Origin of the sequence: Rhodococcus sp. WWJCD1 (genome assembly GCF_002258735.1) — a bacterium.
Classification (GTDB): Bacteria; Actinomycetota; Actinomycetes; order Mycobacteriales; family Mycobacteriaceae; genus Rhodococcoides.
In genome coordinates this window covers 75,330-92,594 of record NZ_NOXY01000020.1, presented here as the reverse complement: position 1 = coordinate 92,594, position 17,265 = coordinate 75,330, and the positions used below count along the sequence as shown (strand labels likewise).

20 protein-coding genes are annotated in these 17,265 nt (G+C 66.1%); 9 read left to right on the top strand and 11 right to left on the bottom strand.

All coding sequences use genetic code 11. From position 1 onward, the window contains the following. The first annotated feature begins 1 nt into the window (after position 1). Genes CH286_RS12655 through CH286_RS12645 form a run of 3 tightly spaced genes read left to right on the top strand, consistent with a single transcriptional unit; the run spans position 2 to position 2,213 of the window. A complete protein-coding gene (locus CH286_RS12655) occupies positions 2 to 760 on the top strand; it encodes a LamB/YcsF family protein (RefSeq protein ID WP_094609597.1) in 759 nt (252 codons plus the stop codon). Next, a complete protein-coding gene (pxpB, locus tag CH286_RS12650) occupies positions 760 to 1,362 on the top strand; it encodes a 5-oxoprolinase subunit PxpB (protein ID WP_094609383.1) in 603 nt (200 codons plus the stop codon). The genes CH286_RS12655 and pxpB overlap by 1 nt, the downstream gene beginning before the upstream one ends. Beyond that, entirely contained in the window at positions 1,359 to 2,213 is an 855-nt protein-coding gene (locus CH286_RS12645) for a biotin-dependent carboxyltransferase family protein (RefSeq protein WP_094609382.1), read from the top strand. Before pxpB ends, CH286_RS12645 begins: the two co-directional genes overlap by 4 nt. Here CH286_RS12645 and CH286_RS12640 read toward each other — a convergent pair. Next, positions 2,203 to 3,039, bottom strand: a complete 837-nt coding sequence (locus CH286_RS12640; RefSeq protein ID WP_176458223.1) for a shikimate dehydrogenase family protein — start codon at positions 3,037 to 3,039, stop codon at positions 2,203 to 2,205. The two genes, CH286_RS12645 and CH286_RS12640, sit on opposite strands and share 11 nt — an antisense overlap. Then, the gene (gene shiA / locus CH286_RS12635) at positions 3,036 to 4,430 is read right to left on the bottom strand and encodes a shikimate transporter (RefSeq protein WP_094609381.1); all 1,395 of its coding nucleotides are present in this window, start codon (positions 4,428 to 4,430) and stop codon (positions 3,036 to 3,038) included. The genes CH286_RS12640 and shiA overlap by 4 nt, the downstream gene beginning before the upstream one ends. Before the next feature lie 117 nt (positions 4,431 to 4,547). Here shiA and CH286_RS12630 point away from each other — a divergent pair, with 117 nt between their 5' ends. Continuing rightward, entirely contained in the window at positions 4,548 to 5,321 is a 774-nt protein-coding gene (locus CH286_RS12630; RefSeq protein ID WP_052058237.1) for an IclR family transcriptional regulator domain-containing protein, read from the top strand. Positions 5,322 to 5,323: 2 nt separating this feature from the next. Here the strand turns inward: CH286_RS12630 and rlmB are convergent, their stop codons facing one another. The 5 genes from rlmB to CH286_RS12605 are packed head-to-tail and all read right to left on the bottom strand — an operon-like array spanning position 5,324 to position 9,393. Then, positions 5,324 to 6,307 (bottom strand): 23S rRNA (guanosine(2251)-2'-O)-methyltransferase RlmB, encoded by a 984-nt coding sequence (gene rlmB / locus CH286_RS12625; protein WP_032380147.1) that lies wholly within the window; start codon positions 6,305 to 6,307, stop codon positions 5,324 to 5,326. Continuing rightward, positions 6,307 to 7,722, bottom strand: coding sequence for a cysteine--tRNA ligase (gene cysS, locus CH286_RS12620; protein WP_037149278.1), 1,416 nt, complete (start codon positions 7,720 to 7,722; stop codon positions 6,307 to 6,309). Before cysS ends, rlmB begins: the two co-directional genes overlap by 1 nt. A gap of 23 nt (positions 7,723 to 7,745) precedes the next feature. Further along, positions 7,746 to 8,210 carry a 2-C-methyl-D-erythritol 2,4-cyclodiphosphate synthase gene (gene ispF / locus CH286_RS12615; RefSeq protein WP_032380146.1) on the bottom strand — a complete coding sequence of 155 codons (465 nt, stop codon included), beginning with the start codon at positions 8,208 to 8,210 and terminating at the stop codon, positions 7,746 to 7,748. Between the two features lie 10 nt (positions 8,211 to 8,220). Further along, positions 8,221 to 8,886: a 2-C-methyl-D-erythritol 4-phosphate cytidylyltransferase gene (gene ispD, locus CH286_RS12610; protein WP_094609380.1), complete on the bottom strand. Its 666-nt coding sequence runs from the start codon at positions 8,884 to 8,886 to the stop codon at positions 8,221 to 8,223. Positions 8,887 to 8,904: 18 nt separating this feature from the next. Beyond that, positions 8,905 to 9,393: a CarD family transcriptional regulator gene (locus CH286_RS12605; protein WP_027494344.1), complete on the bottom strand. Its 489-nt coding sequence runs from the start codon at positions 9,391 to 9,393 to the stop codon at positions 8,905 to 8,907. A gap of 288 nt (positions 9,394 to 9,681) precedes the next feature. Here CH286_RS12605 and CH286_RS12600 point away from each other — a divergent pair, with 288 nt between their 5' ends. From CH286_RS12600 to disA, 3 genes are all read left to right on the top strand, one after another. Continuing rightward, positions 9,682 to 10,290: a hypothetical protein gene (locus CH286_RS12600; RefSeq protein WP_032401499.1), complete on the top strand. Its 609-nt coding sequence runs from the start codon at positions 9,682 to 9,684 to the stop codon at positions 10,288 to 10,290. A 43-nt stretch (positions 10,291 to 10,333) separates the two neighbouring features. Continuing rightward, positions 10,334 to 11,731: a DNA repair protein RadA gene (gene radA / locus CH286_RS12595; protein ID WP_032401498.1), complete on the top strand. Its 1,398-nt coding sequence runs from the start codon at positions 10,334 to 10,336 to the stop codon at positions 11,729 to 11,731. 109 nt (positions 11,732 to 11,840) lie between these two features. Further along, entirely contained in the window at positions 11,841 to 12,926 is a 1,086-nt protein-coding gene (gene disA, locus CH286_RS12590) for a DNA integrity scanning diadenylate cyclase DisA (RefSeq protein ID WP_032380142.1), read from the top strand. On the opposite strand, the gene CH286_RS12585 is transcribed toward disA, so the two are convergent. From CH286_RS12585 to CH286_RS12575, 3 genes are all read right to left on the bottom strand, one after another. After that, the gene (locus CH286_RS12585) at positions 12,923 to 13,798 is read right to left on the bottom strand and encodes an SCO6745 family protein (RefSeq protein ID WP_032401497.1); all 876 of its coding nucleotides are present in this window, start codon (positions 13,796 to 13,798) and stop codon (positions 12,923 to 12,925) included. The genes disA and CH286_RS12585 overlap by 4 nt on opposite strands. Before the next feature lie 15 nt (positions 13,799 to 13,813). Further along, positions 13,814 to 14,551 carry a hypothetical protein gene (locus CH286_RS12580; protein WP_032401496.1) on the bottom strand — a complete coding sequence of 246 codons (738 nt, stop codon included), beginning with the start codon at positions 14,549 to 14,551 and terminating at the stop codon, positions 13,814 to 13,816. 90 nt (positions 14,552 to 14,641) lie between these two features. Then, a complete protein-coding gene (locus CH286_RS12575; protein ID WP_032401495.1) occupies positions 14,642 to 15,268 on the bottom strand; it encodes a carbonic anhydrase in 627 nt (208 codons plus the stop codon). A gap of 90 nt (positions 15,269 to 15,358) precedes the next feature. Between CH286_RS12575 and CH286_RS12570 the strand changes: the two genes are divergently transcribed. After that, positions 15,359 to 16,243, top strand: coding sequence for an A/G-specific adenine glycosylase (locus CH286_RS12570; protein ID WP_094609379.1), 885 nt, complete (start codon positions 15,359 to 15,361; stop codon positions 16,241 to 16,243). 45 nt (positions 16,244 to 16,288) lie between these two features. Here the strand turns inward: CH286_RS12570 and CH286_RS12565 are convergent, their stop codons facing one another. Further along, on the bottom strand, positions 16,289 to 16,849 hold the full coding sequence (locus tag CH286_RS12565; RefSeq protein ID WP_094609378.1) for an RBBP9/YdeN family alpha/beta hydrolase: 561 nt from the start codon (positions 16,847 to 16,849) through the stop codon (positions 16,289 to 16,291). Between the two features lie 57 nt (positions 16,850 to 16,906). Between CH286_RS12565 and CH286_RS12560 the strand changes: the two genes are divergently transcribed. Next, positions 16,907 to 17,251, top strand: a complete 345-nt coding sequence (locus CH286_RS12560; protein WP_037149002.1) for a MerR family transcriptional regulator — start codon at positions 16,907 to 16,909, stop codon at positions 17,249 to 17,251. Positions 17,252 to 17,265: the final 14 nt, after the last annotated feature.

Below are 17,265 nucleotides of genomic sequence, written 5' to 3'. Positions count from 1 at the left end.
CGTGACGGCCATCGATCTCAACGCCGATCTCGGCGAAAGCTACGGCGCATGGACTCTCGGCGACGACGACGCCATGCTCGCCGTCGTGTCGAGTGCCAACGTTGCGTGCGGCTTTCACGCCGGTGATCCCACCACTCTGTTGCGGACGTGCCGTTCGGCAGCTCGAGCAGCCGTGCGGATCGGAGCGCAGGTCGGCTACCACGACCTCGCCGGGTTCGGCCGACGCTTTCTCGACGTCTCCCCCGCCGACCTCACCGCCGACGTGATCTACCAGATGGGCGCACTCGATGCCCTGGCCCAGGTAGCCGGCTCTGCCATTGCCTACGTCAAACCGCATGGGGCGCTGTACAACGCGATCGTGCATCACCGTGAGCAGGCACGGGCAGTGGTCGACGCCGTCACCTCGTACGACGCGACCCTGCCGGTCCTCGGGCTCCCCGGTTCGGTTTTCCTGGAGGAGGCCGAGCGGGCCGGACTGCGCACTGTCGCAGAGGCTTTCGCAGACCGCGCCTACACACCGCAGGGCACGCTCGTCTCGCGCTCGGAGCCCGGCGCGGTGCTCTCGGACCCCGACGCCGTGGCCCAGCGAGTGTTGACCATGGTCACCGACGGCACCGTCCGAGCGGTGGACGGCTCGCGCATCGACGTCCGGGCCGACTCGATCTGCTTGCACGGCGACTCCCCAGGCGCAGTCGCAATGGCCGGCGCTGTCTCGGAGCTGCTGCGGGCCAACCACATCGACGTCACTGCCTTCGTCTGATGCGTATCCACTCGGCCGGCAGGAGTGCAACACTCGTCGAATTCGACGGGCTGGACGAGACGATGGCGTACTACCGGGCGCTGGCGGCCGATCCGCCGCCTCCAGTCGTGGATCTGGTTCCGGCCGCCCGCACTGTGTTGGTGACGTTCGACGGACCGCCGGGGCCCGTGCTGCAGTGGATCTCGTCGGTACAGCCAACCGTCGAGGGGACGGAAGCAGGATCCGACACCGTCACGATCCCGGTGGTCTACGACGGCGAAGATCTCGACGAGGTGGCCCGCCTGACCGACTTGTCCACCACCGAAGTCGTTGCGGCACATCTCGATCAGACATGGACAGTCGCGTTCGGCGGTTTCGCCCCCGGGTTCGGCTACCTCGTCGGCACCGACACCCGACTGCACGTCCCGCGGCGCACGTCGCCGCGTACCAGCGTTCCGGTTGGTTCGGTGGGGCTGGCGGGCGAGTTCTCGGGCATCTACCCACGCTCCTCCCCCGGCGGCTGGCAGCTCATCGGGCGCACGGACGCACAATTGTGGAACCTCGACCGCGATCCACCCGCACTGCTACGCCCCGGCACCACCGTCCGATTCGAGCAAGCATGAGGGCCCTGACCGTGCTGCGGACGGGACCGCTGTGCACCGTGCAGGATCGTGGCCGCCCGGGGCACGCGTCGATCGGTGTCGGCCGCTCCGGTGCAGCGGACCTGCTCTCGCACGATGCCGCAAACCGCCTGGTGGGCAACACTTCCGATGCCGCAACACTGGAAGTGACCTTCGGCGGACTGACGCTACGGGCCGAGTTCGACGCTCTCGTCGCCGTCACCGGTGCGCACGTGACCTGCCGCGTCGACGGCACGGAGCAGGGTCTGTATTCGACACTGGTGATACGAGCGGGGCAGGAACTGGAACTGTCCGCGCCGACCTGGGGTCTGCGCAGCTACCTCGCCGTACGGGGCGGGATCGACGTGCCCGTTGTCCTGGGCAGTCGCTCGACAGACACGATGTCGGGCATCGGCCCGGCCGTCCTGACCCCCGGCACCGCGCTGCCTGTCGGCACCGACAAGGCGTCCTGGCCCGCTGCAGATTTCGCACCACCACGCGCCCAACCCGACGCGCTTGGTGTCAGCTTCGGGCCGCGCGAGAACTGGTTCACCGAGCGCGCTCGATCGCTACTGCTCGAGCAGCCGTGGACCGTGACGCAGGATTCGGATCGCGTCGGGATCAGGCTGGACGGTGCCGAACCCTTGACCCGCGCGATCGACGACGAATTGTCCAGCGAAGGAATGGTTCTCGGTTCGCTACAGGTTCCGCCGTCCGGTCAGCCGGTACTGTTTCTCGCCGACCATCCGATCACCGGCGGCTATCCGGTGATCGCCGTAGTCACCGCGGGCGATGTGTCCGCCGCCGCGCAGCTGACCCCCGCCAGTCGGGTGCACTTTCGCGCTATCGGTTGATTCCGGCCGAAGCTGGGCAGATCTCCCGAATGCTGCGCCGCAGGGCATCGGACATGCGTTCGGGTAGTCCGAGCGGGCGAACCATGGCGTCGGCCTGGTGGAACAGGTGCGTCCAGCCATCGATCAGATCGATTCCGCGGTCCGCGGTATAGGCCTCGGCGGCATTGCGCGTGTCGGCGTACACGAAGTCGTACACCGTAGCCGACGGTGCCAGTTCACCTGATCCCCAAGCGAGTTGGTCCTCGGAGCCGTCACGGCCGATCGGCGTCGCGTTGATCACCAGGTCGTAGGAGTCCAGATCCACTGCCCGATCCGACCAGTCGACAACCGAGGCCGACCCGTTGTACCCGTCGAGCTCGGCGACGAGCCCGGCCGCCGAGCTCCGGTCGACGTCCGAGATCACCAGCCTGTCGATGCGGCCCTGTAGCGCGAAGGCGGCGGCGTGCGCGGCGCCACCGGCTCCGAGCAGCAGAGCGGAGCCGAAGGTACGTCCCGAGGTTGCCGCTCGTACTGCCGCGATGTCGGTGTTCATGGCAAACAGCGCACCCGAACGCAGGAACAGCAGATTCGCCACTCCGGAGACCGTCACATCCGGATGCGCCTCGTCGGCAACCGTTGCAGCCCAATGCTTCCAGGGCATCGTCACATTCGCAGCATCGGTACGCCCGCCGCGGAGGGCACTCTCGACGTCGGGTAGGTCGGCAACATCGGCGACCTCCCAGGCGTCGTAGCTGGACGACACCTCGGCGATCTCGAACGCACGCGTCCACAGCGCAGGCGACATCGCGGTGGACGCGTGCGAACCGACCAGAGTCAGTGAGCTCATACCGACTTCGAGACACGCTCTGCAACAACGGCTTCTGCTGCAGGGGCGGCCTGATCGGAGATGGAGGTGACATCCGAGGAGCCCATGTTCTTCATCAGTGCTGCGACCACAGCCGAGATGACGCATCCCAGAGCCAGGTACGCCGCGACGTAGTGCCACGAGCCGTCGTTCCAGCTGACCAGCGCCGCTGCGATGAACGGGGTGAAGCCACCGGCGATCGCGCTGGCGACCTGATAGCCCACACCGGCTCCGCTGTAGCGAAGTTCGGGGCCGAACATCTCGGTGAACAGGGGCTGCTGCACCGAGACCACCATGTCGTGCGAGACGTTGACCAGGATGACGGCGAGGATCACGATGGCGACCACCGAGGCGGCCTGCAGGGACAGGAAGAAGGGGACGGCTGCCAGTGCGCCGACGACGGCACCGGTGACGAAGATCGGCTTGCGGCCGAAGCGGTCGGCGATCGCCGCGTAGGTCGGGATGCTCAGGATGCCGATGCCGCCGACGAGCAGCGCGACGTTGAGCATGAACTGACGCTCGTAGCCGAGTTCGTTGACGGTGTAGCTCAGCGCGAACGTGGTGACGATGTACATGGTGAACAGCTCTGCCATACGCAGCGCGATGATCTTGAGGAACGAGCCGGGGTGCTCGGTGATCGCCTGGATGACCGGCAGCTTCTTCTTCTCGCCGCTCTCCTCGACCGCCTGCTCGAACACGGGCGACTCCTCGACACCGGACCGGATCCACAGGCCGAACAGTACGAGGACGGCGCTGGCCAGGAACGGTACGCGCCAGCCCCAGCTGGTGAATGCGTCGTCGCTGAGCAGGTTGCTCATGATGGTGACCGCGCCGGTGGCGAGGATGAGACCGACGGAGTAGCCGACCTGAACGCCACTGCTGTAGAACGCCTTCTTCTTCGCCGGCGCGCTCTCGACAGCCATCAGGGATGCACCACCCCATTCACCGCCGACTGCGAAGCCCTGGATGGCGCGCAACAGCACCAGCAGCAGCGGCGCGAACCAACCGATCGACTCGAAGTTGGGAACCAGGCCGATCAACGCGGTTGCGACGCCCATCAGCAGCATCGTCCAGATCAGCATGCGCTTGCGTCCGAGGCGGTCACCGAAGTGGCCGAAGAAGATGCCGCCGAGGGGCCGGAAGAGGAAGCCGACACCGAAGGTGGCGAACGCCGCCATCACGCCGACCGCGGGCGAGACGCTCGGGAAGAACTGGGAGTTGAACACCAGCGCGGCGATGATGCCGTACAGCAGGAAGTCGTACCACTCGACCACGGCACCGACGAAGCTGCCGATGGCAGCTTTCCGTGCTCTGGATCCGTCCGCGACTGCGACGTCAACGTTCACTTGTCGGCCCTTCGGTTTTGTGCGCATCGCGCACAGTTGTTTGTTATTCGCACAACTGTAACCAGAGGCAGGCTTTGTGGTCAACACCACAAGCACGGAGCGGTGTGATGCAGCGCGAACAGGGCGATGAGGCAGACTCGAACCATGACGGCCGAGATCGCCCCCGACGACCAACGCCCCGCCTGGTTCGTGCAGTCACTCGAACGCGGCCTGAGCGTGCTGCAGTGCTTCGACGACGCACATCCGGCCCGCACGCTCACCGAGGTCGCCGAGGCCGTCGGAGTCACCCGAGCAACGGCTCGCCGACTGCTACTGACGCTCGCAGAATTGGGATTCGTCCGCCAGGACGGCCGTCAGTTCACCCTCACCCCGCGAGTGATGAATCTGGGCTTCTCGTTCCTGTCGGGAATGGACCTTCCCCGCCTGGCCGAACCCCACATCGAAGCGCTCGCAAGACAATTGGGCGAGACTACTTCGGTGGCCATCCTCGACGGATTCGACATCGTCTACGTCGCGCGCGTTCCGTCGTCTCGCATGTTGCGGGTCGTCATCACGTTGGGCACTCGATTCCCGGCGCACGCAACGTCTTCGGGTCGAGTGCTGCTCGCAGCCCTCGCCGAGAGCGAGCTCGAACGATACTTCGCCGACGCCCCCATCGAAGCCCTGACCCCGCGCACGCTCGTCGATCGAGACGCACTGCGCGCCGAGATCACTCGGGTACGCAGCGCCGGATGGTCGGAGGTCGTCGACGAACTGGACGTCGGAATGCGCGCTGCGGCAGTACCTTTGCGCAACAGCAACGGCACCGTCGTGGCAGCACTGAACACGTCACTGCACGCGAGGAACTACACCCCGACGGACATGATCGACACCGTCGTCCCGGCGATGCACGACACCGCCGCCCGCATCAGAACCTAGGTCTACCCGCGGCGTTGCCGGGCGATGTCGGCCAATACGACGCCTGCCGCGACGGAGGCGTTGAGCGATTCCACCGGCCCCGCCATCGGGATCGACAGGATGTGATCGCAGGTCTCGCTGACCAGACGCGAGAGGCCCTTGCCCTCGGATCCGACGACGATGACGACCGGACCCTTGCCGTCGAAGGTGTCGAGTTCGGTGTCGCCGCCGGCATCGAGGCCGACGACCGTGACGCCCTTGGACTGCCAATCCTTCAGGGTGCGAGTCAGATTGACCGCGCGCGCGATGGGCAGCCGAGCAGCAGCGCCGGCGCTGGTGCGCCAGGCCACTGCGGACACACTCGCGCTACGCCGCTGCGGGATCACGACGCCGTGGCCACCGAACGCCGCCACCGAACGCACCACTGCGCCCAGGTTGCGTGGATCGGTGATGTTGTCGAGCGCAACGAGCAGCGCAGGTTCCTGGTGCGTGCGCGCGTTCGAGATCAAGTCGTCGGGATGCGCATAACGGTACGGCGGTACCTGCAGCGCAAGGCCCTGGTGCAGTCCGTTGGCGCTGAGCTTGTCCAGATCGGAGCGTGGCACCTCGAGGATGGAGATGCGCGCGTCGCCCGCTCGCTGGACGGCTTCCTTGAGCCGGTCGTCGCTGTCGGTCCCGACAGCAACCCACAGGGCCGTCGCGGGCACACCTGCGCGCAGGCACTCGACGACGGGGTTGCGACCGAGTACCACCTCGGGGCCGTCTTCGGCCTTACGTCCTGCCGGCCTGCTGCCTGCGCGGCCACCGGTGGTGCCGCCGCGGTTCTGCGCGGACTTCTCGGCGAGCTTCGCCCGGCGCGCCGCGGGATGCTTGGTGCGCTCGGAGGCGGGAGGCGTCGCACCTCGTCCTTCGAGGCCCTTACGACGCTTGCCTCCGGAACCGGCGACCTGCCCCTTCTTGGTGCCGTCCTTGCGGATTGCGCCGCGCCTACTCGAATTGCCTGCCATCACAAACCTGCTTCGTCGGTCTTGCTCGTACCCAACGACCATTCGGGCCCGTTGGGTGTATCTGTCACGTCGACTCCGGCCTCGGCCAATCGATCGCGTATCTCGTCTGCGGCGGCCCAGTCCTTGGTCGCCTTCGCCGTTGCTCGACGCTCCAGCTCGGCCTCGACCAATACGCCGAGCGCACCGAGAGCGGCTGCATCGGAACCACTGTCGCTGGCCCAGTGCGGATCGAGCGGGTCGACGCCCAGGATGTCCAGCATCGCCCGCACACTGCCTGCGTGCTCCACCGCGGCCGGTAGGTCACCGGATTCGAGCGCGGTGTTACCCAACGTGACGGTGGCGTGAATCTCGGCCAACGCCTTGGGAACCCCGAGGTCGTCGTCGAGTGCCGCGGCAAATCCTGTGGTCCACTTGCCCATCGGTACCTCACCGGCGCGCTCGACGGCTCGCCGGACGAACCCCTCGATGCCCCGATACGTCACGGCCGCGGTCTCGAGCGCGGTGTCGGAGTACTCGAGCATCGACCGGTAGTGTGCGCCACCGAGGTAGAACCGAAGCTCTTGCGGCCGAACCTTTTTGAGCACATTGGGTACCGAGAGAACGTTACCGAGAGACTTCGACATCTTCTCGCCGCCCATCGTCACCCACCCGTTGTGCAGCCAGTACCGCGAGAATCCGTCTCCGGCCGCCATCGACTGCGCGCGCTCGTTCTCGTGATGCGGGAACACCAGATCGAGCCCGCCGCAGTGGATGTCGAAATCCGCGCCGAGGTATGTCTCCGCCATTGCCGAGCATTCGAGGTGCCAACCCGGGCGACCCGGGCCCCACGGCGTCGGCCATGACGGCTCGCCGGGCTTGGCACCCTTCCACAGCGTGAAATCGCGGGGATCACGCTTGCCCTCGGCGACGCTCTCGCCCTGGTGCACGTCGTCGAGCTTGTGGCCGGACAGCGCGCCGTAACTCGGGAAGCTCTGCACGTCGAAGTAGACGTCGCCGCACTCGTCGGCGTAAGCGTGGCCGCGTTCGATCAGGCGCTCGATCATCTGGACCATCTGGGTGATGTGCCCGGTGGCGCGCGGCTCGGCCGACGGCGGAAGTACCCCGAGTCGGTCGTACGCCCAGGTGAAGGACCGCTCGTAGGTCGCGGCCCACTCCCACCACGGACGGCCTGCATCGCGTGCCTTGTTGAGGATCTTGTCGTCGATATCGGTGACGTTGCGGACGAAGGCGACGTCGTAATCGTGCGCCAGCAACCACCGCCGCAACACGTCGAACGCGACGCCACTGCGCACATGACCGATGTGGGGTTCACCCTGCACCGTCGCCCCACACAGGTACACCGATGCATGGCCAGGGACCAAGGGGGTGAATTCCCGCAAGGCCCTCGTCTCGGTGTCGTGTAGGCGAAGGGTCACGACCAGCAATGCTACCGGTGGTTTTACCCCGTCATGACAAGTGCGGTCGCGATGGCGGCAATTCCTTCACCGCGACCGGTCAGGCCGAGCCCGTCGGTGGTGGTCGCAGACACCGATACCGGTGCACCGAGCACGCGCGAAAGAACTTCCTGCGCCTCGACGCGACGCGGTCCGATCTTGGGCCTGTTGCCGATGATCTGTACCGCAGCGTTGCCGATCGCGAATCCGTCCGCGTCGAGCAGCCGCTTGACCTCGGTCAACATGGCAGCTCCGCTGACCCCGTCCCATTCCGGACGGCCGGTGCCGAAGACCGAGCCGAGGTCGCCGAGACCTGCTGCGGACAGCAACGCGTCGCACAGAGCGTGGGAGGCGACGTCACCATCGGAATGTCCCTCGAGTCCGTCCGCGTCCTCGAACAGCAACCCGGCCAGCCAGCAGGGTCGGCCGGGAGCGATCGGATGCACGTCGGTGCCGATGCCGACTCTCATAGCGCGCCTCTCACAGCAGGGCCTGTGCCAGTAACAGATCGTGTGGTGTGGTGATCTTGAATGCGAGGGCGTCGCCGACGATGGTGTGCACCGTTTCGCCGATGCGCTCGACCAAACCCGCGTCGTCGGTGGAGACGTCGGTGGCCGCGTCGTACGCACGACGCAGGACGTCGGCGTCGAAGCCCTGTGGTGTCTGTACCGCTCGCAGACTCGCGCGATCGGGTGTGCCGACCACCGCGCCCATGAGGTCGACCGACTTGATGGTGTCGACGACCGAAAGAACCGGAATCACGGCGCGGCGGCCGGCGCGCACCTCGGCCACGACGCGGGCGATCAGCGTCGGTGGAGTGAGGGCACGCGCGGCGTCGTGGACCAACACGATGGACGCGTCACCGACGGCAGCGAGACCGGCTCGCACGGAATCGGTGCGCTCGACGCCACCCGCTACGACGAGGACATCGGCACCCACGTGGCTGCGAGCCACGTCGAGAAGATCCGCGGGGACTACGACGACGATGCGATCGACGGCACCCGAAGCCCGAAGTCCGTCGACGGACCGCGTCAGAAGAGAGTCGGTACCCAGACAGACGAATGCCTTCGGCTCGTCGTGTCCGAGCCGAAGGCCTTTGCCTGCAGCGGGTACCAGCGCGACTACGTCGCCGGCAGCACCGTTCACTCTACGAAGCTGTTCACACTACGAAGCTGTGGCGAGAACTTCGTCGAGCATGGTGTCGGCCTTGGCCTGGTCGGTTCCTTCGGCCAGTGCCAACTCGCCGACCAGAATCTGACGTGCCTTGGCGAGCATGCGCTTCTCGCCTGCCGACAGTCCACGATCCTGTTCGCGTCGCCAGAGATCGCGGACGACCTCGGCTACCTTGTTCACGTCACCGGAGGCCAGCTTCTCCAGGTTCGCCTTGTAGCGGCGAGACCAGTTGGTGGGCTCTTCGGTGTGCGGTGCGCGCAGCACCTGGAAGACTTTGTCGAGACCTTCTTGCCCGACGACGTCGCGAACGCCCACGTACTCCGCGTTGTCCGCGGGGACTCGAACGGTGAGGTCGCCTTGCGCGACCTTGAGAACCAGATACTCTCTCGGTTCACCCTTGATGGTGCGTGTCTCTATCGCTTCGATCAGCGCCGCTCCGTGATGGGGGTAAACGACGGTGTCTCCGACCTTGAAAATCATGTGACAAGTGCCCCTTTCGATTTACCCAGAATACCACGTCCGATATCAACGGTGCAGGTCAGGGGCATAGCGATGCCGAATCAGGGGTTGACACAGACGGATCGACGTGTATCCGGGGCCACATTTTCACGCGGGCCGTTCTGCATGTTCTTCTCCTGACAGGCACCCCCACCTGGCGTCATCGGGCCGCTGGCAGACCCCACGGGCGGTCGGTGGACGAGAACTACTACTCTGCCTAGTGGACGAGATGGACCGAGCCGGCCCGGCACCACATGGAGGACGACCGAAGTGACTGCAATCGACGCTGCGACACCGCTTGGCCGCCATCGCAAAGTGGCCGCCACTCTCGCTCTTCTCGCCGGTGGCGCACTCGCCCTCACGGCGTGCGGCGCAGGCCAGATTTCCCAGACTGCCACCCAGGTCGCCGCTGTCAACGGCAACTCCGCCGACGTCGGGGCAATTCAGCTGCGCAACGTCCACGTGGTGTACCCCGATTCGCAGGAGTACAGCATCGAGCCCGGCGGCACCGTCGAGCTCGGCTTCACCGCCATCAACTCCAACCCCGCCGAGGCCGACGAACTGACCGGCATCTCATCCCCCGAGGCGCAGATCACCATCGTCGACGAGGCGGAATCGGGAAGCAACGAGATCGCTCCACTCACCGCGCTCGGTGCAGGTTCGCCCGCCGACGTTCAGCTCGACGATCCCCTTCTGCCGATCCAGTTGATCAAGGTCGAGATGGCCGACATCAGCGAGAACGTACGTCCGGGCCTGACCCTTCCGGTCACGTTCGAGTTCGCGAACGCAGGCGAGGTCGTCGTCAACGTTCCGGTCGATGCAGGCCACGAGCTCGAGCGCTCCGAAGAGGCAGTGTCCGAGCACAGCGAAGGCGAGTAACCACCACCTCGACCCTGTCGGTGCCGATCGTTAGGCTCCGTGCGTGGTCAAACTGAAATCGAGTTACAGGTGCTCCGCATGCCATCACTCGGTCTCGAAATGGGTCGGGCGCTGTCCCGAATGCGGCAACTGGGGATCGATGGACGAGGTCCAGGCCACCGCCGCTCCCCTGACCTCCCGCGCAGGCGCATCGGCACTGCGTTCCGGCGGCGGGGCGATGATCCCGACCACGCCCGCAGCTGCTCTGACGACCATCAGCAGTGCCACGTCTCAGGCCAACACCACCGGGATCGACGAGTTCGACCGCGTACTGGGCGGCGGTTTGGTGCCCGGTTCGGTCGTTCTGCTCGCGGGTGAGCCCGGAGTCGGAAAATCGACCCTGCTGCTCGAGGTCGTGCATCGGTGGGCCCGCTCGGCACCGGATCGCCGCGCGCTGTACGTCACGGGCGAGGAATCAGCCGGCCAGGTTCGGTTGCGCGCGGACCGCACCGGCGCGGTACACGAGCGAGTCTTCCTCGCCGCGGAATCCGATCTGGCCACGGTGTTCGGCCATGTGGAACAGGTCAAGCCCAGCCTGTTGATCGTCGATTCGGTACAGACGATGCTCGCCGCCGACGTCGACGGCGTCATCGGCGGAGTCACGCAGGTTCGCGCCATCACCAGTGCCCTGACCACCCTGGCCAAGACCACCGGGGTGGCGGTGCTGCTCGTCGGACATGTCACCAAGGACGGCGCGGTGGCAGGTCCGCGGTCGCTGGAGCATCTGGTCGACGTGGTGCTCAACTTCGAGGGTGACAAGCACTCAACGCTGCGGATGATCCGGGGCGTCAAGAATCGGTTCGGGGCCTCCGACGAGGTGGGGTGCTTCGAGTTGCGAGAGACCGGCATCGTCGGCATCAGCGATCCGTCCGGGTTGTTTCTGCATCATCGAAGCGACGCCGTGCCCGGTACGGCCGTCACGGTCACCATGGACGGCAAGCGGCCGCTGCTGGCGGAGTTGCAGGCACTGATAGTCGACACCGCGATGCCGTCGCCCCGGCGTGCGGTCAGCGGACTCGATCATGCTCGAGTGGCGATGATCCTGGCCGTCCTCGAACGCCGGTGCGGGGTCAAGGTCTCCAAGGCCGAGGTCTACGCGGCCACCGTCGGCGGCATGCGCACCAGCGAACCGTCCGCTGACCTCGCTCTCGCGGCGGCAGTCGCCTCGGCCGTGCGCGATCAACCTCTCCCTGCGGGAATGGTGATTCTGGGCGAAGTGGGCCTGGCCGGCGAGGTGCGACGCGTGGCCGGGTTGGGCCGCCGACTCGCCGAAGCTGCACGACTGGGCTTCAATTACGCGATCGTCCCCGAGGACGCAGGCCCCATTCCCGACGGCATCAAGGTTAAGACGGTGACCAACGTCGGCGAGGCGTTGACCTATACGCGTATGCGCCCCGTATGACACCGGGCAGTATTCTTTGTCGGGCTGCCCGCATGTAGCAGCGCAGTACTCTGTGTTCGCACGAGTAGATCCGCAGCACGACGCCGATACGAACACGAGGGGGTTGGCCATGGAGGGCACCACGCCGTCCCCAGCGTTGCGCGAGACCATTGCTCGGCTCGCACCGGGGACCGCCCTGCGTGACGGCCTGGAGCGAATTCTGCGCGGCCGCACCGGCGGGTTGATCGTCCTCGGCTACGACGAAGAAGTCGAAGCGATCTGCGACGGAGGCTTCGAGCTCGATGTCGAGTTCGCCCCGACCAGGCTTCGTGAGTTGTCGAAAATGGATGGCGCAGTGGTGCTTTCGACCGACGGCAAACGCATCGTTCGGTCCAATGTCCAGCTGGTACCCGACCACAAGATTCCCACGGTCGAATCCGGTACTCGACACCGTGCCGCCGAGCGCACCGCCATGCAGACCGGCTATCCCGTTGTCTCCGTGAGCCAGTCGATGAGCATCGTCAGCGTGTACATCGGCGGCATCAGACACGTCGTCGAGGGCTCGGCCACCATCCTCTCTCGCGCCAATCAGGCCGTCGCGACCCTCGAGCGATACAAGGCCCGGCTCGACGAGAACACTCGCCAGCTCTCGGTCGTCGAGATCGAGGACTTCGTGACCCTGCGCGACGCCCTGACCGTCGCGCAGCGGCTCGAGATGGTGCGGCGAGTGTCGGTGGAGATCGAACAGAACGTCCTCGAACTCGGCACCGACGGCCGCCAGCTCGCCCTGCAGCTCGAAGAGTTGTTGGGCGACAACGACGTCGATCGCCAACTGGTGGTGCGCGACTACCTGGCCGGCAACGAGCCGTCGAGCACCACCGGGGTGGAGAAGGCACTCGCCGCCCTCGACAAGCTGACCGACGTCGATCTGCTGGATCTGACAACTCTTGCCCGCGCCTTCGGCTACCCCGCAACCATCGAAGCCCTCGACACCCCGATGAGTCCTCGCGGGTATCGGGTACTGACGCGCGTTCCGCGGTTGCAGTTCAGCCAGATTCATCGACTCGTCGGTGCCTTCGGCACGCTGCAGGGGCTGCTCGCCGCCACTGCTGCCGATCTGCAATCGGTCGACGGAATCGGTGGACTGTGGGCTCGACACATCAGGGAAGGCCTCTCCAGGCTGGCGGAGGCCTCGATCTCGGGTCCGTACGACTAGGACGCCTTCTTCTTCGTCCCCGGCAGGAAACCGGCGTCGATCACGGCCTTCACATACGGCCGTGCGCTCGTGATCAACTGCTCCGCGTCCGGGACGTTGTTCCACACCGCCGACGCCATCGCGTCGGTGCGGTCTTCGATGTGCTGATCGAGAGCGGTGCCGTTGTCGGTCAAAGTCTCGCCGTCGGCCGAGGTGGTCAGTAGTCCGCGGGTGGCGAGTCGTTCTGCGGCCGAGTCCCATTCGCTCTCGGACCACTGCCTCGTCAGCTGCGTGATGCGCTTGCCGAGTGCTCGGCGGCCGGGCTGCGGAGTCGGGCGGACGGCCTCGTGGAACACGGCCGCTTCCGTCGGGTCGAGTTCTGCGTCGATCAAGGCGGCGAGGTGGCCGTCGCCGCGCCATTCACGCAGAACGGTGATCGAATGCCAGAGGGCAAGATGCGGCACGTCGGGTCGTTCGGTGGAATGCCACGCTGCCGAGAGCGGCCGACCGGCGAACGAGGCGGTGTCACCGATATCGCCCAGACGGCCCGCCAACGTGGCGAGCGCCGGGTCGTCGGCCAAGGAGCCGAGAGCGGTGCCGAGAACGGAATCGAGCAGTGCCCACCGACGGTCGGACACCGCATCCAGACCGACGGCCACAGCGGCAGGCCACGCGCGCTCGATCAGCACCGGGTTGAAGTTGTAGAACGCAGCCGCAACGACACTCGGCGCGCACGGACCCATCGGCGCGGCCCGTGCACCGACGTACCAGGCATGACCGTCGAGTCCGGTGTCCTCGTAGGCCGTCCCCAACTCGGGATTGAAGTAGGCGGTGACGTGAAAGGGTTCGAGAGTCTTGTAGGCGGCACGGGCGAGGGCTGTCGAAGTGGTCATGAGATTCGACCGTACTCAGCCGGTGATGTTGAACGGCTCCGGCACACTCTTGAGCTCGCCGAGCTGCGCGATCGCCTGGTATGCACCGACACCCACCGGGATGCGCTCTTCACCGCAACCGGGGACGGAGTTGGTACCCGACCACTTGACCGTGAATCCGGCCTGCTCGCCGGGCTTGAAGGTACGCAGATCGGACGCGGCGTTGGGGAAGCAGTCGACGTTGGACCAGATGCGCTGATTGTCGAGGGTGTAGACCAGCGCCTGCTGCAGACCGGCACCGACGTCACGCTGACATTCGGCGGAGCCGATGTTGGTGATGACCACGGTGAACACGGGCTCTTCACCCAGACGGTAGGTGGCCTTCTCCGGCGTCACCTTGATTGCGAGTGACTGGTCCGGGCACTGATTGGCGATCACCGGAGCCGGTGCACCGCTGGTTGTCACTGCTGCTCCACCGCCGGCTGCAGAGTCGGTGCCTCCACCTGATCCGCCCGATCCACCGGAACCGCCGCCGGAGCCACCCGAGCCGCCGGAATCACCTTCGGTGGCGGACGAACTGGGTGACGGCAGAGCCGAGGTCGATGCCGGTGCCGACACGACACCGGCCGGTGCGGCCTCGGTGTCGTCGGAACCGCCGCTGAGCGAAGCGATGAACCACACGATCAATCCGAGGACGACAACGGCCGCACCGATGGCGAGCGCGCGGCGTCGCCAATAGATTTCGGGAGGCAAAGGCCCGCTCGGTTCCAACACGAATCAACCGTATGCGGCCGGAGGCAACCTTTCCCTGAGCCCACGCGGCGTGTCGCGCGAACGACTCGCTCGCACGTGCTCGGGCAGGAGTCAGGCGGGCTGTTCGCCGATCTCGCCGATGACCTCGCGGAGCTGCGCGTGTCCCTTCGACAGCTGGTAGGTGAGGCCGACGATCGCGAGTTCCCCGGCCTCCACCTTCTCGGCCACGATGCGCGAGCGCTGCATCAGCAGATTGCCGGTCTCCTGGACGTGTCGTGCCTCGAACTCGTCGACCGCCTCGTGACCGTCACGTCGCGCCGAGAGCACCGACGGGGTGACGCGTTCGACGACGTCGCGGATATAGCCACCGGGGACGTCTCCGCTTTCGAGGGCATCGACGGTCGCCTGCACTGCACCGCAGTGGTCGTGACCGAGCACCACGATCAGCGGCGCGTTCAGCACCGCGACGCCGTACTCGATGGAACCGAGGACGGCGGAGTCGACCACGTGACCGGCGGTGCGAACGACGAACATGTCACCGAGGCCCTGATCGAAGATGATCTCGGCCGCAACGCGCGAGTCGGCGCAGCCGAACAGGATGGCACCGGGATGCTGAGCGCTCTCGAGACGAGCACGGTCCTCGATGCCCTGCGACGGGTGCAGGACCTCTCCGGAGACGAACCGTTGGTTGCCTTCCTTGAGTGACTTCCAGGCAGCGATCGGATTCGAAGCAGGCATGGGTTTCATTGTGCACGCGGAGCGGGCGCGGGGCGAGTCGGGTTCACTACTGTTGATCTCGATCACAGACACGAGAAGAAGGGCGCACAGTTGCCGATCGATGCCGAGGCTCTGCTCGGGTGGTTCGACACCGACGGACGCGACCTGCCGTGGCGTCGTCCGGGCGTCAGCGCCTGGCAGATCCTGATGAGCGAGATCATGCTGCAGCAGACTCCGGTGGTGCGGGTGGCACCCATCTGGGAGCAGTGGGTGCAGCGGTGGCCGGTACCCTCGGCGATGGCCGCGTCCTCGCAGGCCGAGGTACTGCGTGCGTGGGGCAAGTTGGGCTATCCGCGTCGAGCGCTGCGGTTGCACGAGTGCTCGCGAGTGCTCGCCGAGGAGTACGGCGACGAGGTGCCGGACGACGTGGAGACACTGCTGAGCCTGCCGGGCATCGGTGCCTACACAGCAAGAGCGGTCGCGACTTTCGCTTACGGTCAGCGAGTTCCGGTGGTGGACACCAATGTTCGACGCGTTGTCGCACGTGCACAGCACGGCAACGCCGAGCCCGGAAATCCCTCCACATCGAGGGATCTGGCCGATGTGGAACAGCTGCTTCCGGTGAGCGTCCCACGGGCCGCCCGATACTCGGCGGCATTGATGGAGCTCGGCGCGTTGATCTGCACCGCCAAGAATCCGGCGTGCCTGCTGTGCCCGCTGCCGGAGTGCGCCTGGATCGAGGCGGGCAGACCGGCACACACCGGGCCCGCGAAGAAGGTCCAGAAGTTCGCGGGCACCGACCGACAGGTTCGCGGCAAACTCATGTCGGTGCTGCGCGAGAGCACCGGCCCCGTCGAGCGAGCTCAGCTCGACATCGTCTGGCCCACCGACCCGACCCAGCGCGACCGAGCTCTCGATTCGCTGCTGACCGACGGATTGATCGAACAAACCGAATCGGGATTGTTCGCCCTCGCGGGCGAGGGTTCGGACGGCTGAGAGCAGCTACCGAGCCGCTACCCAGATGCCGGACCGTCAGCGAAATCAGGTCACCGCATCGAAGACGGGTGGCAGGGAGGTGACTCCGTCGCCGGCGAGAAAGTGGCCCGCACCGGGGACGATCTGCACCGACGCGTCGAGCAGTCGAGCCAGCCGATCGGTGTGCGCAGGCGGAACGATCGGGTCGTCGTCCGATCGCAGGATCGAGATCGACTCGATGTGGTCCTGCATCGTCGACAGCATCACACCGCCGGCAACGAAGCCGTCGAGAACGGGTAGCGCAGGTAGCCTGTCGACGAACCCCGAGACCAAGACGAGCGTTCCCAACTGCCATGGCCCCGTGAGGGTGGCGAGGTGCCGCAGTACGGCGAGGCATCCAAGGCTGTGCGCCACCACGATCGTGTCGGGCCCCGGCGTCCCGAGCGTCGCTGCTATCTCTGCCTCCCAGCAATCCCGATTCGGCGACGCGGGATCCGGCAACGGAGGGATGTGCGCGGAGATTCCAACGCTGTCCAATTGCTCGGCGAGCCAACCGAACCAGTGATCGTCGGGCGTTGCCCTGTATCCGTGGAAGATCACCGCTCGTCTGCTGGTTGTGAATGCCATACTGCCGGACGATAAGGGTTGACACCGGCGAGAAGGTCAAGTGCGAGAGGGGCAGAGATGTTGATCAGCGAGCTCGCTGCACGAACCGGGGTGTCGGCGCGTGCCCTGCGCCACTACGAAAGTCGCGAGGTGCTCGTCCCCCACCGCGATGCCAACGGCTACCGCGTGTACGCCGAATCCGACGTGCTGCGCGTGCTGCAGATCAAGTCGATGATCGCCGCGGGGCTCACGACGGCCACGATCGCTCGGTACCTCGAATGCGCACAAAACGGCGACCACGGCATCACCTTGGACATGTGTCCCCGACTTCGTGCGGAGGTGGACGCACTGTCGGACCGATTGGATCGACAACAAGCCGCCCTCGAGGAGACTCGCGAGCGCCTGGGCGCACTCACCTCGTAGACCGAGGTGTCCTC

Coding starts and splice junctions, on each gene's coding strand:
- pxpB (WP_094609383.1), top strand. CDS start 760: ATGCGTATCCACTCGGCCGGCAGGAGTGCAACACTCGTCGAATTCGAC.
- CH286_RS12645 (WP_094609382.1), top strand. CDS start 1,359: ATGAGGGCCCTGACCGTGCTGCGGACGGGACCGCTGTGCACCGTGCAG.
- CH286_RS12640 (WP_176458223.1), bottom strand. CDS start 3,039: ATGAGCTCACTGACTCTGGTCGGTTCGCACGCGTCCACCGCGATGTCG.
- shiA (WP_094609381.1), bottom strand. CDS start 4,430: ATGCGCACAAAACCGAAGGGCCGACAAGTGAACGTTGACGTCGCAGTC.
- CH286_RS12630 (WP_052058237.1), top strand. CDS start 4,548: ATGACGGCCGAGATCGCCCCCGACGACCAACGCCCCGCCTGGTTCGTG.
- rlmB (WP_032380147.1), bottom strand. CDS start 6,307: ATGGCAGGCAATTCGAGTAGGCGCGGCGCAATCCGCAAGGACGGCACC.
- ispF (WP_032380146.1), bottom strand. CDS start 8,210: ATGAGAGTCGGCATCGGCACCGACGTGCATCCGATCGCTCCCGGCCGA.
- CH286_RS12605 (WP_027494344.1), bottom strand. CDS start 9,393: ATGATTTTCAAGGTCGGAGACACCGTCGTTTACCCCCATCACGGAGCG.
- disA (WP_032380142.1), top strand. CDS start 11,841: ATGGAGGGCACCACGCCGTCCCCAGCGTTGCGCGAGACCATTGCTCGG.
- CH286_RS12585 (WP_032401497.1), bottom strand. CDS start 13,798: ATGACCACTTCGACAGCCCTCGCCCGTGCCGCCTACAAGACTCTCGAA.
- CH286_RS12575 (WP_032401495.1), bottom strand. CDS start 15,268: ATGCCTGCTTCGAATCCGATCGCTGCCTGGAAGTCACTCAAGGAAGGC.
- CH286_RS12565 (WP_094609378.1), bottom strand. CDS start 16,849: ATGGCATTCACAACCAGCAGACGAGCGGTGATCTTCCACGGATACAGG.
- CH286_RS12560 (WP_037149002.1), top strand. CDS start 16,907: ATGTTGATCAGCGAGCTCGCTGCACGAACCGGGGTGTCGGCGCGTGCC.